Annotated in this window: 13 protein-coding genes and 1 other RNA gene; 7 read left to right on the top strand and 7 right to left on the bottom strand. The window is 73.0% G+C overall.

All coding sequences use genetic code 11. The features are described 5' to 3' along the window. A complete protein-coding gene (gene purD, locus WMF34_RS46040) occupies positions 1-1,293 on the bottom strand; it encodes a phosphoribosylamine--glycine ligase (RefSeq protein WP_437991788.1) in 1,293 nt (430 codons plus the stop codon). Between the two features lie 320 nt (positions 1,294-1,613). On the opposite strand from purD, the gene WMF34_RS46045 reads away from it, so the two are divergent. Next, the gene (locus WMF34_RS46045; RefSeq protein WP_044967417.1) at positions 1,614-2,054 is read left to right on the top strand and encodes a deoxycytidylate deaminase; all 441 of its coding nucleotides are present in this window, start codon (positions 1,614-1,616) and stop codon (positions 2,052-2,054) included. An 89-nt stretch (positions 2,055-2,143) separates the two neighbouring features. On the opposite strand, the gene WMF34_RS46050 is transcribed toward WMF34_RS46045, so the two are convergent. Beyond that, complete coding sequence (locus WMF34_RS46050) at positions 2,144-3,643, bottom strand: sigma 54-interacting transcriptional regulator (RefSeq protein ID WP_437991789.1); 1,500 nt, start codon at positions 3,641-3,643, stop codon at positions 2,144-2,146. A 300-nt stretch (positions 3,644-3,943) separates the two neighbouring features. On the opposite strand from WMF34_RS46050, the gene WMF34_RS46055 reads away from it, so the two are divergent. Further along, the gene (locus WMF34_RS46055; protein WP_437991790.1) at positions 3,944-8,311 is read left to right on the top strand and encodes a serine/threonine-protein kinase; all 4,368 of its coding nucleotides are present in this window, start codon (positions 3,944-3,946) and stop codon (positions 8,309-8,311) included. A gap of 55 nt (positions 8,312-8,366) precedes the next feature. Continuing rightward, on the top strand, positions 8,367-9,848 hold the full coding sequence (locus WMF34_RS46060) for a hypothetical protein (protein WP_437991791.1): 1,482 nt from the start codon (positions 8,367-8,369) through the stop codon (positions 9,846-9,848). 93 nt (positions 9,849-9,941) lie between these two features. On the opposite strand, the gene ffs is transcribed toward WMF34_RS46060, so the two are convergent. Beyond that, positions 9,942-10,031, bottom strand: an RNA gene (gene ffs, locus WMF34_RS46065) — signal recognition particle sRNA small type. A 305-nt stretch (positions 10,032-10,336) separates the two neighbouring features. Between ffs and WMF34_RS46070 the strand changes: the two genes are divergently transcribed. After that, positions 10,337-11,125, top strand: a complete 789-nt coding sequence (locus tag WMF34_RS46070; RefSeq protein WP_437991792.1) for a hypothetical protein — start codon at positions 10,337-10,339, stop codon at positions 11,123-11,125. Positions 11,126-11,212: 87 nt separating this feature from the next. Here the strand turns inward: WMF34_RS46070 and WMF34_RS46075 are convergent, their stop codons facing one another. Further along, complete coding sequence (locus tag WMF34_RS46075; RefSeq protein ID WP_437991793.1) at positions 11,213-12,136, bottom strand: hypothetical protein; 924 nt, start codon at positions 12,134-12,136, stop codon at positions 11,213-11,215. Between the two features lie 104 nt (positions 12,137-12,240). Here WMF34_RS46075 and def point away from each other — a divergent pair, with 104 nt between their 5' ends. Further along, complete coding sequence (gene def, locus WMF34_RS46080) at positions 12,241-12,816, top strand: peptide deformylase (RefSeq protein ID WP_437991794.1); 576 nt, start codon at positions 12,241-12,243, stop codon at positions 12,814-12,816. A gap of 168 nt (positions 12,817-12,984) precedes the next feature. On the opposite strand, the gene WMF34_RS46085 is transcribed toward def, so the two are convergent. The 3 genes from WMF34_RS46085 to dnaK form a co-directional block, all read right to left on the bottom strand. Next, entirely contained in the window at positions 12,985-13,410 is a 426-nt protein-coding gene (locus WMF34_RS46085) for a TraR/DksA C4-type zinc finger protein (RefSeq protein ID WP_044970476.1), read from the bottom strand. A 227-nt stretch (positions 13,411-13,637) separates the two neighbouring features. Continuing rightward, positions 13,638-15,665 (bottom strand): hypothetical protein, encoded by a 2,028-nt coding sequence (locus WMF34_RS46090; RefSeq protein ID WP_437991795.1) that lies wholly within the window; start codon positions 15,663-15,665, stop codon positions 13,638-13,640. Between the two features lie 235 nt (positions 15,666-15,900). Beyond that, positions 15,901-17,820 carry a molecular chaperone DnaK gene (dnaK, locus tag WMF34_RS46095; RefSeq protein ID WP_012241636.1) on the bottom strand — a complete coding sequence of 640 codons (1,920 nt, stop codon included), beginning with the start codon at positions 17,818-17,820 and terminating at the stop codon, positions 15,901-15,903. Between the two features lie 450 nt (positions 17,821-18,270). Between dnaK and rpmE the strand changes: the two genes are divergently transcribed. Both rpmE and WMF34_RS46105 read left to right on the top strand, forming a co-directional pair. Further along, a complete protein-coding gene (gene rpmE, locus WMF34_RS46100) occupies positions 18,271-18,477 on the top strand; it encodes a 50S ribosomal protein L31 (RefSeq protein WP_012241637.1) in 207 nt (68 codons plus the stop codon). A gap of 264 nt (positions 18,478-18,741) precedes the next feature. Next, the gene (locus WMF34_RS46105) at positions 18,742-19,917 is read left to right on the top strand and encodes a DUF1385 domain-containing protein (protein WP_012241638.1); all 1,176 of its coding nucleotides are present in this window, start codon (positions 18,742-18,744) and stop codon (positions 19,915-19,917) included. Positions 19,918-19,954 lie beyond the last annotated feature (37 nt).

A 19,954-nucleotide genomic window follows, 5' to 3' on the forward strand; every position in this document is an offset into this window, starting at 1 on the left:
TCACCCGGCCGCGCGCGCTCCGTCCACCCCGATGTCGCGGCGGAGCACCTTGCCGTCGAAGTCGATGGCGCCCGCGGCGCGGAAGGCGCGCTCCCGCGCCTCGGCGAGCGAGTCGCCCGCGGCGGTGACGGCGAGCACGCGGCCCCCCGCGGTCACGACCGCGCCGTCCCGCTCGGCCGTGCCCGCGTGGTTCACGAAGGCGCCCTCCACCGCCGCCGCGGCGTCGAGGCCGCGGATGACGTCGCCGGTCACCGGCGCCGTGGGGTAGCCGCGCGCCGCGAGCACGACGGTGAGCGCGTGGCGGCCGGGGGCGACGCGCGCCGCCCCGGGAGCGAGCGCGCCCGCCGCGGCAGACGCGCAAAGCTCGGCGACGTCGCCCTCGAGCAGCTCCATCAGCGCCTCGCACTCGGGATCGCCGAAGCGGACGTTGTGCTCGAGCAGGATGGGGTCCCCGGCGGGCGTGATCATCAGGCCCGCGAACAGCACCCCGCGGAAGGGCCTCCCTTCCGCCCGCATGCCGTCGATCGTCGGCCGGAGGATCTCGCGCTCGACGCGCGCGGTAAGGGCCGGGGTGACGCGGGCGCTCGGCGCGAACGCGCCCATGCCGCCCGTGTTCGGCCCGGTGTCGCCCTCGCCGACGCGCTTGTGATCGCGCGCCGCCGGCAGGACGAAGATCGCCTCGCCGTCGCTGATGGCGTGCACGCTGGCCTCCTCGCCCTGGATCGCGTCCTCGAGGATCACGGTCGCGCCGGCGTCGCCGAAGCGGCGATCCACGAGCATGTCCTTGGCGGCCGCGAGCGCCTCGTCGACGGTCGTCGCGACGACGACGCCCTTGCCGGCGCAGAGCCCGTCGGCCTTCACGACGATGGGCGCGCCGCGCTCGCGGATGACGCGGGCCGCCTCGTCGAAGGAGCGCACGATCCGGAACGGCGCGGTCGGGATCCCGTTGCGCGCGGCGAACTCCTTGAGGAACGCCTTCGACCCCTCGAGGCGCGCCGCCTCGCGGCTCGGCCCGAAGACGGCGACGCCCTCGGCGGCGAGCGCGTCGGCGACGCCGGCGCAGAGCGGCGCCTCGGGGCCGACGACGACCAGGTCGGCGCGCTCGCGGACGGCGAGCCGGCTCGCCTCGGCGGGCGACAGGGACGGGAGGTCGACGCGGCGGATCGGGGCGCGGCCGGCGCCCGCTCGCGCGTGGGTCCCGGCGTTCCCGGGCGCCACGATCACCTCGGCGACCGAGGGCGATCGGGCGAACGCACGCGCGAGGGCGTGCTCGCGCCCCCCGGAGCCGAGCACGAGGATGCGGCGATCTGACCTTCGGGGGGCGGCGGAGCTCACCCCCGCGCGCTACCACGCGCCGGGCCTCGCTGTCGAGGCGCCTCGCGCGGTCCCGTGCCCGCGGGGGGCTCCGCGGCGCCCGGCGTCGTGATAGAAGCGCCCGCTGGGCGCGCGGCGCGGCTCGGCCGGGGCCGCGGGCGCGCGCCGCCGGGCCCTTCGCGAGGGGACCGGAGGGCGGATCCCTGGACATTCTGGAGGGATCGGCGAGCGCGGGTCGCTCGGCGTCGAGGGGACGTCGAGGGGCGGCGGGCGCGGATCCCCCGTCGTGGAGGTGAGCGATGACGCATCGGGCTTCGTGGGATGAATATTTCATGCGCATCGCCGAGGTCGTCGCGTCGCGGGCGACCTGCGATCGGAAGCACGTCGGCGCGGTGATCGTGCGCGACAAGAGCATCCTCGCGACCGGGTACAACGGCTCGATCCGGGGGCTGCCTCACTGCGACGAGGACGGGCACCTGATCGAGGACGGCCACTGCGTGCGCACGATCCACGCGGAGGCCAACGCCATCATCCAGGCCGCGCGGAACGGGGTGCGGATCGACGGCGCGACGGTCTACGTCACGGCCTCGCCTTGCTGGGGGTGCTTCAAGATGATCGCGAACGCGGGGCTCTCGCGCGTCGTCTTCGGCGAGTTCTACCGCGACGAGCGCATCTTCCGGTTCGCCACGGAGCTCGGGATCGAGCTCGCCCCGCTGGAGCGGCGTGAGACGCCCGCCTGAGGTGTTGCGCGGGCGGCCGCTCGGTTGAGCGAGCCCTCGCGCAATCGACGCCAGATCGACGCCAGGTTGCGCGGCGATCTGCGCAACGCTCAGGCCTTGCGCGGCCGCGGCAGCCCGTAGACGCGGATCCGCTCGACCAGCGTGCGCCGTGAGATCCCGAGCAGCGCCGCGGCGCGCGTCTGGTTCCCCATGCACTGCTCGAGCGCCTGGACGATGCGCTCGCGCTCGTGGGCCTCCATGGCGTCGCGCAGCCGGGTGGGGCCCGGGTCCACGCCGTCCGGCGCGCTCTTCGCGCCGTCGGGCACGCTCCTCGCAATCGGAGATGCTGATGCTGACGCCGACGCCGACGCCGGCTCCGGCGCACGCGCGTTCGAGGGCGTCTGCGGCGGGCGCGCCGGAAGGGGCATGGCATGCGATGGACGGGTGGGATCGGCCAGAGAGGAGAGGAGCAGGTGCTCCGGCCCGATCGGCGCCCCGTTGGCGAGGATCACCGCGCGCTCGATCACGTTGCGCAGCTCCCGGATATTGCCTGGCCAGCTGTGGCGCTGGAGCGCGGCCAGGGCCGCGGGCGAGATCGGAACGAACGCGGCGCTCGCCTCGCCGGGGAAGAGCTCCTTCGCCGTGCGCTCCGCGAAGAGCTGCGCCAGCGCCGCGACCTCCCCGGGCCGCTCGCGCAGCGGCGGGATGGAGAGGGTCACGCCGTTCAGCCGGAAATACAGGTCCTGCCGGAACGCGCCGCGGCTCACCTCGGCCTCGAGGTCGCGGTGCGTGGCCGACACGAAGCGGACGTCGATCTTGATGGGGGTCAGCCCGCCGACCCGCATCACCTTCCGCTCCTCAATGACCCGGAGCAGCTTGGCCTGGATCGAGGGCGGCAGCTCGCCGATCTCGTCGAGGAACACGGTGCCCCCTTCGGCCGTCTCGAGCAGCCCCGGCTTCGCCCGGACGGCGCCGGTGAAGGCGCCGCGCTCGTGGCCGAACAGCTCGCTCTCGAGCAGCGACTCGGACAGCGCGACGCAGCTCAGGCGCAGGAGCGGGCGGCTCGCGCGCGGCGAGGCCCTGTGGATCGACTCGGCCAGCACCTCCTTGCCGGCGCCCGTCTCGCCGAGCAGGAGGATGTTGATCGGGCCGTTCGCGACGCGCTCGGCGAGCTCGTAGACCGCGCGCATCGCGTCGTCCTTGACGATGACGTCCTTGCCCGCGTCCCGCTCGCCGCCCTTCTGGCGGAGGACGACGCGCGCGGCGCCGAGGTAGATGACGTCGCCGGGCGAGAGCTCGACCGCAGCGCCGCGCGCGGGCGCGCCCTTGCCCACGTCGATCAGGCGCTCGGTCGCCGCGCTGCAGTGCCGGGCGCGCACGCGGGTCCCGTTGCTGCTGCCGAGGTCCTCGATCCGGAGCGGCGGGCCGAGGTGCAGCACCGCGTGCCGGCGCGACACCGAGGAGTCGGGGACGCAGATGCCGGCGTCCTCGTCCCTGCCCAGGACGACGCTGCCCGAGCCCGGCAGCTGCCGGGTGCTCATCGAGCTCTGGGTGATGATCAGGAGCTCGAGGGAGCCACCATCGCGGGAAAGGATCTCCGGCTCAGCCACATCGCACCCCAGAGTCGCGCCGGACGACGAGCGACGCCCTGCCGCTGCGCGCGTGCGATCCGTTCCGGGGACCGTTGCGGCAGCGTTCGCGGGACGGTCGCCAGGACCGAGGGCACGCCCAGCAGCCGGCTGCGTAGCACGGACGCGGGCGCAGGGCGACCGCCGTCGCGCTCGCCTCGCGCGCGCGGGGCCCGCGGGGCGTGGCGGTCGAGGTGGTCCAGCGCGCGCGGGGCAGCGATCGTCATCGCTGCGAGGCGGCGCGCTCCCGGCGCCGGGGCGCGGGCAGTAGAATTTCCGCGGATGATCGCGCGGGACCCGTTCGGCTGGGTGGGCAACACCATCGGCGGCAAGCTGCTGGTGGACGCCGTGGCCGGCGAGGGGACGTTCGGCGTGGTCTACCGGGCGACCCACCTGGGATTCCAGGAGCAGGTGGCGGTCAAGTGCCTGAAGATCCCCGCAGATCTCCTGCCGGAAGAGCGGCAGTCGCTGCTCGACACGTTCGAGCGCGAGGCCCGGCTGCTGCACCGGCTGTCGCGCCGGACGACGGGCATCGTCCAGGCGCTCGACGTCTCTGCCGCGACCTCGCCGGAGGGCTGCTGGACGCCGTACATCGTCATGGAGTGGCTCGAGGGAGAGACGCTCGCGCAGCACATCGAGGCGCGGCGGGCCTCCGGGCGCGCGCCGTACTCCGTCGACGAGGCGATCGAGCTCCTGGCGCCCGCGGTGGGCGCGCTCGCGATGGCGCACGAAGAGCGGGTCTCTCACCGCGACGTCAAGCCGGCGAACCTGTTCCTCGTCGAGACTCCCGGCGCGACGACGATCAAGGTCGTCGACTTCGGCATCGCCAAGGTGATCGACGCGTCGATGCCGCTGTCGAAGGCGCTCGCGGAGACGAGGCGAGCCGTGGCCGCGGCGCGGGGCGTGAGCCCCAGCGACACGACGCAGGTGCTCGCGACGTCGCCGACGTTGCACGTGTTCACGCCGCTCTACGGCGCTCCGGAGCAGTTCGAGCCGAAGCTCGGCGCGACGGGGCCCTGGACGGACGTGTTCGCGCTCGGGCTCGTGCTGCTGCAGCTCGCCTCGGGGAAGCAGCCGATCGACGGGCGCGATTGGGCCGAGCTCTACCTCGCCGCCGTGGACCCGCGCAGGCGGCCGTCGTTCGCGGGGCTCGGCGTCGAGGCGAGCCCCGCGCTCGAGGCCGTCGTCGCGCGGGCCGTCGCGGTCGAGCCCGCAGCGCGCTTCCGGGACGCGCGCGAGCTCGGAGAAGCGCTCGCGTCCGCGCGCGCCGGCTCCGCGCTCCGGCCGCCGGCGGCCCCGCTCTCCGCGATCTCGCCGAGGGCCGACAAGGCGTCTCCGCGGGGTCCGAGCGCGGCGCTCCTCGCCGCCCCGGAGCCCGCGGACGCCACGAAGGTCGCGGCGCCCGCGGGCGGGGCGACCTTCGCGGCGCCCGCGGGTGAGTACCGTGTCTGCACCGTGCTCTCCGCGGGGATCGTCGCCGGCGACGACGGGCAGGAGCCGCTCGATCCCGAGCAGGAGCTGGAGCTCCGCGAGGCGTGCCGCGAGCTCGTCCGCGAGCGCGTCGAGGCGCTCGGGGGCGTCGTGCAGGGCAGGAGCGAGGGCGTCGTCACCGCGCTGTTCGGCGCGCCGCGCGCGAGCGACAACGACGCCGAGCGCGCCGTCCGCGCCGGGCTAGAGCTCGCGTCGCTCGACGCCGGGTCGCTCCCTGTCCAGCTGCCGCCGCGCTGCCGGCCGAGGTTGCGGGTGGGCATCAGCACGGGGCGGCTGTTCGTGAGCGGCGCGACCGGGCGGGGCGCCCCGGTCGACGCCTCCGGCGAGGCCTTGAAGGCGGCCGCGCAGCTCCAGCAGGCCGCCGTGCCCGGCGCGGTGCTGATCGCGCAGCCCACGTTCCGGCAGGTGGCCGGGCTCTTCCAGGTCGAGCCGCAAGGCGGCGGCGCGCCGGGCTTCCGTGTGCTGAAGCTCGCGAGCGGATCGGGCGCGGGATCCGATTTCCTCGGCCTCGACACCCGCTTCATCGGGCGAGCGGGGGAGGTGCAGCGGCTCTCCGAGGCGCTGGAGACGGTCATCGCGGAGCGGCGCGCGATGTTCGTCTCGGTGATCGGCGCGGGCGGCGTCGGCCGCAGCCGCCTCCTCGCCGAGGTCCGGACGAGGGCGCTGTCGCAGGCGGAACCGTGCGCGGAACCGTGCATCGTGCTCGGCGCGGCGTGCTCGTCGCTGTCGATGGATGCGAGCTACCACCTCGCCGCGTCGCTCCTCCGCGCTCATTTCCGCGTCCAGGAGGGCGACGCGCGCGACGTCGTGCGGAGCATGCTCGCGAGCGGCGTCCTCGGCGTCGACGCCGGAGGCGAGGCCAGCGGCGCGCCGCACCCGCTCGCCCTGGAGGACGCGCTGGCGGAGGTCGCGGCCGTGCTCTGCCCGCGCCCGGCGGCGCAAGCCGCGCCCGCGACGGCGATCGTCCCTGACGAGGGCGGCGCCGAGGTGGCGAAGCGGGTGGCCGCGGCCGTCGCGATGCTGCTGCGAGCGATGGCCGCGCGCGGAGCCGTCGTCGTGCTGCTCGACGACATCCACTGGGCGGACGACGCCAGCCTCGACCTCTTCGACGATCTTGCCGTGCGCCTGTCGGACGCGCCCCTGCTGCTCGTCGGCGCGGCCCGGCCCGAGCTCTACGAGCGGCGGCCGCACTGGGGCGAAGGGAAGGCGAGCCACGCGCGCCTCGATCTCGGCCCGCTGCCGCGGCGGCACATCGAGGACATGGCGCGCGAGCGCCTCCGCCTCGTCGCGCGCTGCTCCGCCGAGGCCATCCGCGCCCTGGCGGAGCGCGCCGAGGGCAACCCGCTCACGCTGACCGAGACGCTGTACCTGCTCATCGACGCCGGCGCGCTCGAGCGGCGCCTCGGCGAGCCCTGGATCCTGCACGAGGAGCAGCTCGCCCGGCTCTCGTTGCCGGCGACGATCCAGGGCATCGTCCAGGCGCGGCTCGATCGGCTCGACGGCGAGGCGCGCGCGGTCCTGGCGCAGGCGGCCGTGGTCGGCAGGACGTTCTGGAAGGGCGCGATCGACCACCTCCGCGGCGCCGTGCCGCTCGACGGCGGCGGCTCGAGCACCGCGGACGTGCTGCGGCGGCTCCGGGATCAGCAGATCATCCAGGCGCGTGACGCGTCGACGTTCCCCGAGGACTGCGAGTACGTCTTCGCCGAGGCGGCGACCCAGGAGATCGCCTACGAGACGCTCAGCCTCAAGGTGCGCCGGGCCATGCACCGCGAGGTCGCCGCCTGGATCGACGGCGTCTCGGCGGGGCGCTCCCCTGCGCGCGCGCCGCGGGGGCTCGGGGAGGCGCTCGCGGCGCTCCACCATGATCGCGGCGGCGACGCGCGGAGCGCGGCGCTCGCCTACGCGCGCGCGGCGGCGAGCGCGTCGTCGCTCGGGCAGAACGCCGAGGCGCTGCGGCACTTCGAGCGGGCCCGGGAGATCCACGCGAGCGCGGCGGACGGCGCCCCGGCGAGGGGCTCCGCGGCGCGCGCCCCGTCGGCAGCCGCGCCGGGGGGCGACGAGCGCCGGCTGTTCGCCTGGCACGAGCGCGCGGCGCTGTTGCTCGACGTCGGCGACGCCCTCCGCAGGGCGGGCCGGCTCGACGAGGCGGAGCGCGCGTACCTCGAGGCGCGGGCGCGGATCCTCCGCGTCGAGCGGCGCGCCTCCGCCCCGCCCGGACAAGGCCCGGAGGCGGCGCTGTTCTGGGATGCGCGCGTGGATTTCCGCCTCGCCCTGGTGCTCAAGGTGCGCGGCGCGACGGCCGACGCGCGCGCGCTGGTCGAGCGCGCGATCTCGCTCGCGGAGCGCGGCGGCGCCGCCCCGGAGACGCTCCCCATGTACGGGCTGCTCGCGGCGCTCCACCGGCGCGCCGGCGATCTCGACGCGTGTCGCGCGGTCGCGCTCCGGAGCCTGCGCATCTGCCGGACGCTGCATCGAGGCGACGACCGCCGCCGCGCGGCGGCGTCGCAGCTGCTCCTCGCGCTCGGGACGGTGTTCTACTCGCGCGGTCGGCTGGCGCAGGCGGAGCGCTGCTACCGCCAGGCCGCGCGGGCCGTCGACGAGCGCGCGTACCCCGAGGCGCTGGGCTTCGCGCTGAACGGCGTCGCGGCCGTGCTGTTCGCGAAGGGCGATCTCGGCGGCGCGCGGGAGGTGTTCGCCCGAGCGCTCGCGCTGAAGGAGCGGCTCGGCGATCTCCAGGCGATCGCGTCGGGCCACAACAACCTCGCGGAGGTCGAGCTCCGCCTCGCGCGCCCGCACGCCGCGCTGGAGCACGCGCGGCGCGCCGTGAGGCTGGGCGAGCAGGCCGGCGCCGGCGCCGATCTCCCGGACGCGTACCGCAACCTCGCCGCCGCGCTGCTCGCGGCCGGCCACGTCGGCGAGGCGCTCGAGTCCGGCTGCGCGGCGCTGCGACTCGCCGAGGGGGGCGGCGGGCGCGTGTACCTCGCGGACGTCGCGCTCGGCCTCGCGCGGATCTGCCGCGCGGCCCGCCGCGACGCCTCGATCCGCACTCGCGCCGAGGCGGCCGTGGCGCAGCTCTCCGCCTCGCTGGCGGCGCATTTCGGGGACGGCGAGCTCGCGGCGCGGGCGGCCGAGTGCCGCGCGCTGCTCTCGGATCCCTGAGGCGCTGACCCTTTCTCGTCAGGTAGCGCGACGTGCCGCGCGGGAGACGTTCGTCATGATCAAGTCTTGGAATCAGGCAGCTATCGTTCTGACCGCCGCGGCGGCGCTCGGCTCGGCGGCGCTCGGGTGCGCGTCGGATCCCGCACCGCCGGGCGGATGCCCTGGCGCGCGCGCGGCGTCTGGCGCGTGCATCGGTGTCCCCGCGGGAGCGCTCTGCGACGGGGACTCCTGCGCCGCGTCGGTCGATTGCGCCGAGGTCATCGAGGTCTCGAGCGCCGCCGCGCTCTCGCAGGCCACCGAGGCCGCTCGACCTGGGGCGTGCATCGCGCTCGGCCCTGGCGCCTACGGCCCGATCGACCTGCCCCCCGGCGTGAGCCTGCTCGGCCGCGGCGCTGGCTCCGTGAGCGTCGCGGCGGTCTCGCTCGCGGCCGGCGACGGCGCCGTCCTCCGGGCGTTGACCGTGGGCGAGGGCGGCGTGCGGATCGCGGCCGGCGCCCGGGCGCGGATCGAGGCGGTGCGCGTCGTCAGCAGCGCGTCCGACGGCGTGACGCTCGGTCTCGGCGCGTCGCTCGACCTCGTCGCGTCGGAGATCGAGGGCTCCGCGCGGTACGGCCTGAGCGCGTTCGACGCCGGCCGCGTCTCCGTCGTGCGGTCCGTCGTCTCGGGCTCGCAGGGGCCGGGCCTGTGGGCGCAGTGCACCGGCGGCTGTGGCTGCGAGGCGCCGGTGGAGCTCCATGTCGAGGACGCGCTCGTCCGCGACAGCAAGGTGGTCGGCGTGTCGCTCGTCGGGGTGCGCGCCACGATGTCTTTCGTCGAGGTCAGCGGCAATGGCCTGAGCGGGTTCGATCCGAGCGGCGGCATCTCCGTGTCCGGCTGCTCGAGCCTCGACGCGGCGGCCCTCAAGGTCGCCGACAACACCGGGTTCGGTCTCCTGATCGATCGAGCGGACGCAGCGCTCGGCGAGAGCGGCGAGGGCTTCGAGGTGAGCGGCAACCAGCCCGGGATCTGGATCCAGCACACGACGCCGGAGCAGACCGTCCAGCTCACGGGAGGCCTGCTCGAGAAGAACCGGGCCATCGGCCTGGGGATGAGCGGCGACGCGCGCGGCATCATCATCGACGGCATGCGCATCGCCGGGACCTTCGCGGACTCGGCGGTGGTGAGCGCGGACGGCGGGCTCGCCCAGGAGGTCGTCGGCGACGGCGTGAGCTGGCAGGAGCGCGCGCAGGCCGCGATCTTCGGGCTCGTCCTGAGCGGCAACGGGCTCGAGTCCCTCAACCCCTCCATCAGCCCCTCCATCAGCCCGTCGCGCCGCGCGAGCGTGCTCATCGACGGCGACGTCGGTCTGGACAGCCGCCTCTCCGCCGTGACGCTGGAGGGCGGCGACGAAGCGGCGGGCATCGTGCAGCAGCGCCTGCCCGCTGACGGCATGAGCCCGCTGCGCGACGCGGATGTCCCGCGCATCGTGACGAGCCCGGAGGCGCTGTTCTCCGTGCCCGTCGCGCCCATCGCGCCGGCGGCGCTCGACGCCCCTTGAGGCCTGCATCCGCGCGGCGACGGCCCGGCTCTTCTGGGACCGCGCCCGAGGTGAGCGCGGGAGCGCGTCGGGCCCACAACGGGACCGACAAAAAGTAAGTGGGCCCGCCACACTCGCTTTCCGCTACCGTTGCTCCCTTCCGGGCCTGGCGGGGTTCACGGCGCGCTGTCGGCGGACCCATGAGGTCCAGGCGCTGTTGCCTGACGCAGGGACTTCGTAGTCGAACCTCGTCCCCATGTCGAGCCCCACGGCGCGCGCGGCGGCGATTCGTGGGCCATGGCGCCTCGACTCCCTCGCGAACGCGGCGCCGTCGCCCACGTCGCCCACGTTTGGTTCCCTCCTCGGAGCCATCGGGGGTGAGCGCGGTGCGAGCGTGAGCTGCGATCGGGGTGTGCAAAGGGTGGTGGTGTGAGCGCGGAGCGATCGACCCGGAGCGGCATCGGCCGGGACTTGCCTCGTTCAGGAAGCCCCGTACGCTTGGAGGTGTCGTGAATCCGTTCGATTCCGAGGACGAGGGACGGGGCAGCCGGCTGATTCCGGTGCTTCTCTTCATCGGCTCCGCGGCGCTGGCAGCGGCCGCGCTCCGGTTCGCCTGGCAGCAGCCGGTGATCATGTCGGCGGTGCTGAGCGTGGCACTCGTGTTCGCCGCGGCGCGCTGGCTCGCGCGCCGCAAGCTGCGCCGGCTGCTGCGCTCGGGCGACGTGGGCTCGGTGCTGCGGCGCTGGTCGACGTCGCTTCACCGCATCCCGCACCCCGCCACGATGGCGCCGCTCATGACGGCGACGGCGTTCGCGGCCTATGGTTGGGTCGAGAAGGCGCGCGCGGCCATGGCCGCCGCCGAGCGGGGGCCCGCGTGGGAAGCGGCCCTCGAGCACCGCCTCTTCCTCGACACGCTCCTCTGCACCTTCGAGGGCGATCGCGACATGGCGCTCGCGCAGGCGGGTCGCCTGGCGCGCCTCCCTCTCCCGGACATCAGCTCGCCCTTTCGCAGCCGGGTGGTCACCCTGCGAGCGGCGGCCGGCGCGCTCGCCCGCGCCTTCGCTCACACGAGCGTGCCGGGCGACCGCGCGCTGCTGGAGCGCGCGAGCGAGGCCAGCCCGCTCGTCTTCTGGGCCATGCGCTACGCCGCGGCCGTCGTCGCCATCGACGAGGGCGAGCTCACCCGCGTCGAAGAGCTCCTCGCCGACGCGCCCTCATGGCCCCAGGAGTCGACGTTCCGCGCCTTCCACGACGAGATCGCCGATCGCGCCGGCCTCCCCCGCACGGTGAGCGCGTAGCGGGCCGGTCATCGCGCGCGCCGCTGCGCGCGGCGTCGACCCGGAAGGCCGGTCCAGAGGGCGCGGCGTCGTCGCGTTCGCGCCGGCTCAGCCCTGGAACAGCGTGCGGAGGTAGCAATAGGCACGCGCCCCGGGGGCTGCGCTGGCCGGGTCTTCCGGCGCTTCCGGCACGAACGCGCCGAGCGCGCCGAGCGCGCCGCCGAGGGTGAACGTGCGCAGCATGATCCTCGCCTGCGTGCCCGCGAAGCACGGCTTGCGGTAGGCGACCTCCACCCTCCGGGCGAGCACCGCCGTGCTGTGGCCCTGCGCCGAGAGGCGTCGCAGCGCGGCCTCCGCGAAGAGCCGCGGGTACACGAGCGAGTTCACGTGCTGGTTCCCGTCCGTGTGATCCAGGCCGAACGCCACCGGGATCGGATCCAGGGTCGGCTTCGCGTCGAGCGGCTCCGCGCCCTCGGGCAGGCCCATCAACGCCTCCGGCGAGCGAAAGTCGTAGCGCTCGGGCGGCACCGCCGGCAGATCCGGGGACTCGAAGCGCAGCACCTTGCGCGCCTCCGGCGGCGCGAAGGGCCGCGTGAAGACGTGCTCCGCGAACACGCGACCGACCTGGATCGGCTCGCCCGCGCCGGGCGGCGGCGGGCCGTAGGTCCGGCTGCGGCGCCCGCTGGCCGAGAGCCACATGGCCAGGATCAGCCGGTTCACCTGGGAGGTGGCGTCCTCCGTGTGCGCCAGCTGGTAGCGGCCCTGCAGCTCCAGCGGCTCCCGCGTCGCGATCGGCCCCTCTCCGCCCTCGATGATGAGGCGGGTGAGGATCGGGACGATCCCTTGCGTGAGCATGAGCGCCTCGACGGGGCTCGCCCGCAGGAGCTTCACCCAGACCGCGGGCCCGAGGCCGTGCGGCAGCGCGTCCAGCATCACCTGTCCGTTCTGGCTGACGTCTTCGAAGCGAAGGTGCATGACGGCGGTCGCCTGCTGCTGCTCGGGGACGCAAGGCTCGTCAGGGAAGTAGTGCATGCCCCGTCTCCATAGCTGACGCCGCCGCGCGCCGCATGGACCAGCGCCTGGGCGCCGCCATGGCCGGCCAGGCCGGCGGCGCGCGTCCATGGTACGATCGCCGCGTGACGCTCCTGAAAATCGCCCACATCGGCAACCCTGTCCTCAGGCAGCGAGCGCGTGAGGTCACGGAAGAAGAGCTCTCGTCCCCTGCGATGCAGGCGTTCATCGACGATCTGGTGGAGACGATGCGCGACGCGAACGGCGCGGGCATCGCCGCCACCCAGGTCCATGTGCCGGTGCGCATCTTCGCCGTCGAGGTGCAGGACAACCCCCGCTATCCGTACAAGCCGAACATCCCGCTCACCATCGTGGTCAATCCGGTGATCGAGCCGCTCACGCAGGAGACGTTCGAGAACTACGAAGGGTGCCTGAGCGTCCCGAACCTGAGGGGTGTCGTCGATCGCACCACCGAGATCCGGCTCACCGGCCTGGATCGCGAGGGGAGGCCGATCGACCGCGTCGTGCGCGGGCTGTCGGCGGGCACCTTCCAGCACGAGAAGGATCACGTCGACGGCGTGCTCTTCGTCGATCGCGTGAAGGATCCACGGACGCTCTGCACCTGGGCGGAGTTCGACCGCTATCACAAGCAGCCCTTCGTCGAGCGCATCGTCCCGTTCATCCAGCGGATGGGCGGCTGAGGTGCGTCGTCGCGCGGGCCCTGCTCGCGCGTGTGATCGCTGCGCGGACCAGAGCGCTCGGCGCGAGCTCGAGCGCCCCCGTGGACATGCGCCTCCGCTAACGCGGGCCGCACGCCTCTCGCCCGCGCTGGCGGGGAGGGACGTGCGGTGCCTGCTGGCGGGGAGCGATCAGGCGCCGCCGCCGGTGCGTTCTTCGCGCTCGATCTGCTCCTGGTAGGCGACGCTGTAGCGCGCCCAGGGACGCAGCTTGAGGCGGCGGTAACCGATGGGCTCGCCGGTGCCCTCGCACATCCCGTAGCTCCCCTCCTTCATCTTCGCGAGAGCACGGTCGATCTCGGCGAGCACGCGGACGTCGCGCTCCAGGAGCTTCGACGTCAGCGACGTCGCGCCCTCGGCGTTGGCCTCGTCCATCTCGTCGCCCACCTCGCGCGAGATGTCGCGCTCCGCGTGCTGCCGCTCATCGATGTTGGCGACGAGGCTCGCCCGGCGCTCCTCGAGCGCCTGCCTGAGCTCGCCGAGCTGCTCCGGCGTCAGATCGGGCAGATCGGAGTCGTCCGTTTCGGGCGCCGCGCGGCGCACGGGCGGCCTCGGCATGGCGGCTGCCGTCGTGGCGGACGTCTCCGGCCGCGCCGGGCTCATTCCGTCGCGACTCGCACCTTCACGGTTGTTCATTGTTTCCTCTCATCTTTTCGGTGGCAATTCGCGTACCGATCTTGAACGTGGGCGGACGAAGCACGCGCGCGGCGCGGTGACCAGGGAACACGAACGAGCAGGAGCAGCCGCGCCAGCTTACTGGCTGTGGTGATAGCGCATCCACGAGCCTATGGCTTCGTGATGCCGGCCATTCGAAGCCCTGCCGCCACGAGCGCGCCGATGTCCTCGAGCACGGGCTTCGACACGTTGATCGAGATCTCGGCCCGCGGCGCGGCGCCGCCCTGCTGCTGGGTCGTGACGAACATCAGCCCTTCCCCTTTGTGGGGGAGCTTTGCCAGCGCTTCGCCGAAGATTCGGGCTTCCTGAGGCAGCGCCACCGGCGCCGCCCCGGGCTGATCCAGCGTCGAGAGCACGTTCTGGAACGTGCGGGTGATCGGGGCGAGCGTCGAGAATCCACCCCAGGCGAACTTCCCGGTCTTCAGCTTCTCGAGCCCCGGACGCGACGCGAGCGTCGCTGCGGCGGGCGCGCCCGCTTTCACCATGGCGAGCCGCCTCAGCAGGTCGCCCTTGTCGTGTCCGAAGGCGACCCACGTCGTCTTCTCCTCACCCATGACGAGGAGGTGGAGCGTCATCGTCAGCTTGGGCCTCTGCTTGCCCTTGGCGGCGGGGGTCGAGCCCGCGTCGTCGTCGAGCCGCGGTAGATCGCGGACGATCTGGATCTCGACGGCGAGCGACGTCTTCCCGAGCTCCTTCGGCGCCTGGACCGCCTTGACCGTCGGCAGATCCTTCGGATCGATGTCGATCTCCGGGAGCCGCTTGCGCAGCCCGGGCGTGTTGTAGGCGGTGACGGCGTTCTTCACGTACTTGATGAGCGCGTCGGGCGCCTCCTCGAACCCGAGCAGGTTCCAGCCGACGAAGCCCCCCATCATCTTGTCGAGCGCCTCGTTCGGCGTCGGCTTTCCGGCCTGGGCAGCGGCAGGAGGCGCGTCCGGGTACCCGTGGGCGGACACGCTCGGCCCCTGGTTGATCGGCAGCGCGAGGAGGTCGGCGAGCGCCTTGCGATCGGCGGGCTTGCCGATCTTCTCCTTCTCCAGCCACCCTTCGAGCATCTCGCGCAGCGTCTTCAGGATGCCGCCGTAGTGCGCCGGGTCGTAGCCGTGGTCGAAGAACGCGCCGGCGCTGTCCTTCGGCGCGCGCCAGTACAGCGCCGGCGCGGCCCCGGCGCGCTTCGCCCTGTCGGCCATCGTCTTGGCGATCCACGACGACTGGCCCCGGAGCTCCAGGGCAGCCGTGAAGTTCACGCAGGACTGGTTGTCGACCTGGAGATCGACGACCGCCTTGCTCGCGTCGTTGATGAGCGCCTCGAGCTCCTGCTGAACGGAGGTCGCCGCGTCGGTGAGCGCCCGGTCGAACTGGGGCTGCCCGATCGAGAGCTGGCTCTGCGCGAGGATCGGGAGCCCGCCGAGCTGCTGCTTCGCCATGCCGCCGAACTTCGTGCTGAGCGGGACGAAGCGGACCTCGCCGTGGAGGTCGCGCGCCTCGGGCGCGAGCGTCGGCAGCGTGCGCGCGAGGTACGGCCCGAGCGTCGTGACGTCGCGGTCCCGATCGCCGCAGAGGAGCCGCGCGGGCGCCGAGCCGGCGGACGCGGCGAGGAAGCAGCTCGATGACGAGGGCTCCTTGCCGCCGATCTTCCACATGCCGGGCTTCACCTCGGTGAGCGCGGCGCCCGCCTCGAGCGCGCCCCTCGCCCGCTCGAGCGACGTGAGCCCGAACGACACGGCCGCCACGGGCTTGCCCCGCTTCGAGCTGTCATCGAGCGCGACGATCAGGTGCACCGGCGCGTCGAGCGCGAGCACCGTGGCGAGCTGGTCCGTGTCGATGGAAGGGCTCACGAGCTCGCTCAGCACACCCGAGGAGAACGCCTGCGCGCCCGTCTCCGCGAGCGCCGGAGGCAGCCCCGCGCACGTCGCGATGCTCGACAGCGTGGCCGCGGGGTTGCTCCAGCGGAGCACGCCGACGATATCGGCCGGCTCGGCGACGGGCGATAGATCGAACGCCGGGCTGGTAGCGACCTGGGCAGGTCCGGCCTTGACCTCGCCCTGTCCTGCTGTCGGCGCGACAGGCGCGGGGGACGGCCCGCAGGCGAGGGAACCGGCCATGAGGACCAGGGGGGCGATCGGCAGGAGAGTTCGCATGAGCGCCGGTTATACGGCTCCCGGACATCCGAGTCGACGCCCAAGGAGCGCGCCGCGCAGGCGACGGCCGCGTGCGCCGCATGGCGCGCGGCGGTCGCTCCAAATGCGAACGAGCGCGGACGAATCCGCGCTCGTTGCGTTTGGCGCTTGCCGCTTGGCGCTTGCCGCTCGGCGAACGAGCGCGGAGGAATCCGCGCTCGTCGCACGCCGTCGAGGAGCGGGCTCCTCGCGGCGATCAGTTCGACTCTTCGAACTCCGCGTCGATGACCGAATCCTTCCCCTTGCCGCCGGCGGGGGGCGGCGGCTGGCCTCCCGGCGCGCCGCCGGGCGCGGCGCCGCCGCCGTCCTGCGGCGGGCCGGCCTTCTCGTACATGACGCTCGCGATGCGGTGCGCTTCCTTCTCGAGCTTCTCCAGCGCCGCGCTCACGGCCGCGTCGTCCTGCTTCTCGATGGCCGACCGCCCCTCGGCGATGATCCCGTTCAGCGCCGAGACGTCGCCCTCCGGCAGCTTGTCCTTGTTCTCGCTGATCGTCTTCTCCAGCGTGTAGCAGAGGTTATCGAGCTTGTTGCGCCGCTCGATCTCCTCGCGCCGGCGCTTGTCCTCGGCCTCGTGCGCCGCCGCCTCGTTGACCATCCGGTTGATCTCGTCCTCCTTCAGGCCGCCCGACGCGGTGATCGTGATGCGCTGATCCTTGCCGGTGGCCGTGTCCTTGGCGTGGACCGAGAGGATGCCGTTCGCGTCGATGTCGAACGTCACCTCGATCTTCGGCACGCCGCGGGGCGCCGGCATGATCCCTTCCAGGTGGAAGCGGCCCAGGGTCCGGTTGTAGCGGGCCTCGGTGCGCTCGCCCTGGAGCACGTGGACCTCGACGCTGGGCTGGCTGTCGGTCGCGGTCGAGAAGATCTCCTTCTTCTGGGTCGGGATCGTGGTGTTCCTCGAGATCATCACGGTCATCACGCCGCCGAGCGTCTCGACGCCGAGCGAGAGCGGCGTGACGTCGAGCAGCACGAGATCCTTCACGTCGCCCGAGAGCACGCCCGCCTGGACCGCGGCGCCGACGGCCACGACCTCGTCCGGGTTCACGCCCTTGTGGGGCTCCTTGCCGAAGAACTTCTTGACCGTCTCCTGCACGAGCGGGATGCGGGTCGAGCCGCCGACGAGGACGATCTCGTCGATCTGCTGCGGCGACTTCTTCGCGTCGGCGAGCGCCTTGCGGGTCGGCTCGAGCGTGCGGTCGATGAGCGGCCGGATCATCTGCTCGAGCTTCGCCCGGGTGAGCTGCTTCTGGAGGTGCTTCGGCCCCGAGGCGTCCGCGGTCAAGAACGGCAGGTTGATCGTCGTCTCCTGCACGTTCGACAGCTCGATCTTCGCCTGCTCCGCGGCGTCCTTGAGCCGCTGCACGACCATCTTGTCGTTCGAGACGTCGATGCCGGTGTCCTTCTTGAACTCGGCCGCGAGCCAGTCCATCACGAGGTGGTCGACGTCGTCGCCGCCGAGGTGGGTGTCGCCGTTGGTCGAGATGACCTGCACGACGTTGTCGCCGACCTCGAGGATCGAGATGTCGAACGTGCCGCCGCCGAAGTCGTACACGGCGATGACCTGCTCGTTCTTCTTGTCGAGCCCGTACGCGAGCGCGGCGGCCGTGGGCTCGTTGACGATGCGCTTCACGTCGAGCCCGGCGATGCGGCCCGCGTCCTTGGTCGCCTGGCGCTGCGAGTCGTTGAAGTACGCCGGCACGGTGATGACGGCCTCGGTGACCTTCTCGCCGAGGTAGTCCTCCGCGGCCTTCTTCAGCTTCTGGAGGACCTTCGCAGAGACCTCGGGGGGCGACATCTGCTTGCCGCGCACCGCGATCGAGGCGTCGCTGTTCTTGCCCTTGCTGACCGTGTACGGGACGCGCTTCGCCTCTTCCTGCACCTCCTCGAAGCGGCGCCCCATGAAGCGCTTCGCCGAGTAGATGGTGTTGGTGGGGTTCGTGACCGCCTGGCGCTTGGCGATCTGACCGACGAGCACCTCGCCCTTGTCGTCCCAGGCCACGACGGACGGCGTGAGGCGCGAGCCCTCCTCATTCACGATGACCTTGGGCTCCTTGCCCTCCATCACCGCGACGACGCTGTTGGTCGTGCCGAGATCGATGCCGATGATCTTGCCCATGACGTTGAACCCTCCGAGAACTGTTTGCGCGACGGCCTGATGACCACGGGGGGCGAGAAGACCCGACCGGCCAGCAGGGCTCAGCTGACAGCTGCCGCGAGCCACCGCTCCAGAGCCGTCAAAAACCGCTGGGAATCCGGATACTTTCGCCGAGTTTTCGCGAGCTCGCTGGCTCGCGACCGCGAAACTAACCATGTGCGCCCGAGCGTCAACGCCGCCTCTAGCAATTGCCGTGCGCGCGGGCTGGGGCCGCCCGGACCTTGACCGGAGCCCGGTCGCGCCGCACCTAAGGTGTCCGCGCTTCGCACCGCCAGCGGCGCAAACGATGCCGAGCGGGCCGGACCTGAACCGGACGAGAGACAGAAGAGCGGGCGCGTCCGAGGGGCTTCTTGCGGTCCAAGACGCGCTGAGCTATAGGCGCCCTCCCTCGCAACACCCGAAGGACTCACCATGAAGCCCGGCATCCACCCCGAGTACAAGGCCTCCACGATCACCTGCGCGTGCGGCGCCGTCGTCGAGACCCGCTCCACCCGCGGCAGCTTCACCACCGACGTCTGCTCCGCCTGCCACCCGTTCTACACGGGCAAGCACAAGATCATGGACGTCGCCGGCCGCGTCGACCGCTTCCGCAAGAAGTACGCGACCGCAGGCAAGTAGCCGGGCCGATCGTCCCTCTACCCCCGAACTCCCTTCTTTCACCGGATTCGCCCGTCACGCCGCGCCCGCCCGGGGCGTGGCGGATGGGTTGGTTCGCCTAGCGCCCGCTGGCCCTGCGCGGAGCGTGAGCGGCCGAGACGTCGCGCGCGGCGCACGCGGACCCGGACGCGAATGCGAACCTGACGACGTCGGCACATTCACCTGTGCGGCGCTGGTCGGTCGGGCCGATGCGCTGGCCGTGTTATGCGCTAGATTGGAACGCGTATGAGCGATCAGCCTGCACGTCCGTATATCGGCGGCCAAGCGGTCATCGAAGGGGTCATGATGCGGTCGCCGAGCTCGGTCGCGATCGTCTGCCGGCGCCGCTCGGGAGAGCTGGTCGTGCGCGAGCAGCCGATGACCGCCGTCTCGAAGGGGCCGCGCACCTGGCCTTTCGTGCGGGGGGTTGCGACCCTCGTCGAGTCGCTCCGCCTGGGATCCCAGGCGCTCCGCTGGTCCGCGGACCTCTACGAGCAAGATCTGTCGGCCGAGGAGGCGGGCTCGGCCAAGGGGCCCGAGTCGAAGCGCCCGAGCGCGGGGCAGGCGGGCGGGGTGAACCTCACCTCCCTGGCGCTCAGCATGGCGGCGATCGCGGCGCAGGACGTGGAGCCCGCGCAGGTCACGGGCGGCCCCGCCCCGGGCGGCAGCGCCGAGGGGAAGAAGCGCGGAGGAGGGATGGGCATGATCCCGATCCTCTTCGCGGTCCTGCTCTTCGTGGCGGCGCCCCAGGCCGGCGCCGAGCTGGTCAACAAGCTCCTGGGCCTCGGTCTCGAGGTCACGTCGCCGGCGTTCCAGGCGATCACCGGCGTGGCGAAGCTCGCCATCGTCGTCGGCTACCTCCTCCTGATCCGCCAGATCCCCGAGGTTCGACGCGTTTTCCAGTACCACGGCGCCGAGCACAAGGCGATCTCCACCTACGAGGCGCACGAGGTCCTCGAGGTCGAGAACGCGCGCCGGAAGACGGCCATGCACCCCCGCTGCGGGACGACGTTCCTGGTCATGGTGGCGCTCGTGTCCATCGTGGTGTTCTCGGTGGCCGGGGCGTCCCTCGGGGCGCTCCTGCCCAAGCTGCCCGGCGGCCGGCTCGTCGAGAGCGTCACGTTCTTCCTGATGAAGCTGCCGTTCCTCCCGCTGATCGCCGCGGTCACCTTCGAGATCCAGCGGATCTTCGCGCGTTATTGCACCACCGGCCCGCTCCGCGCGCTGCTCTGGCCGGGGTTCCTGGTCCAGAAGATCACGACGGCGGAGCCCGACGACGCGCAGCTGGAGATCGCCCTCGCGTCGCTCCGTGCGACGCTCTGGCGCGAGGCCTCGGTGGCCGCTCCTGTCCAGCCCGATCGGGTGTTCGCCGACTACTCCAAGCTGCTGGCCGACCCCGGCTACGCAGGCGCTCACGGCTAGCGCGCGCCGGCTCCGCCGGGCCCCTCGCCGCCGTCCA

It is taken from the genome of Sorangium sp. So ce145 (assembly GCF_051525985.1).
Classification (GTDB): Bacteria; Myxococcota_A; Polyangia; order Polyangiales; family Polyangiaceae; genus Sorangium; species Sorangium cellulosum_B.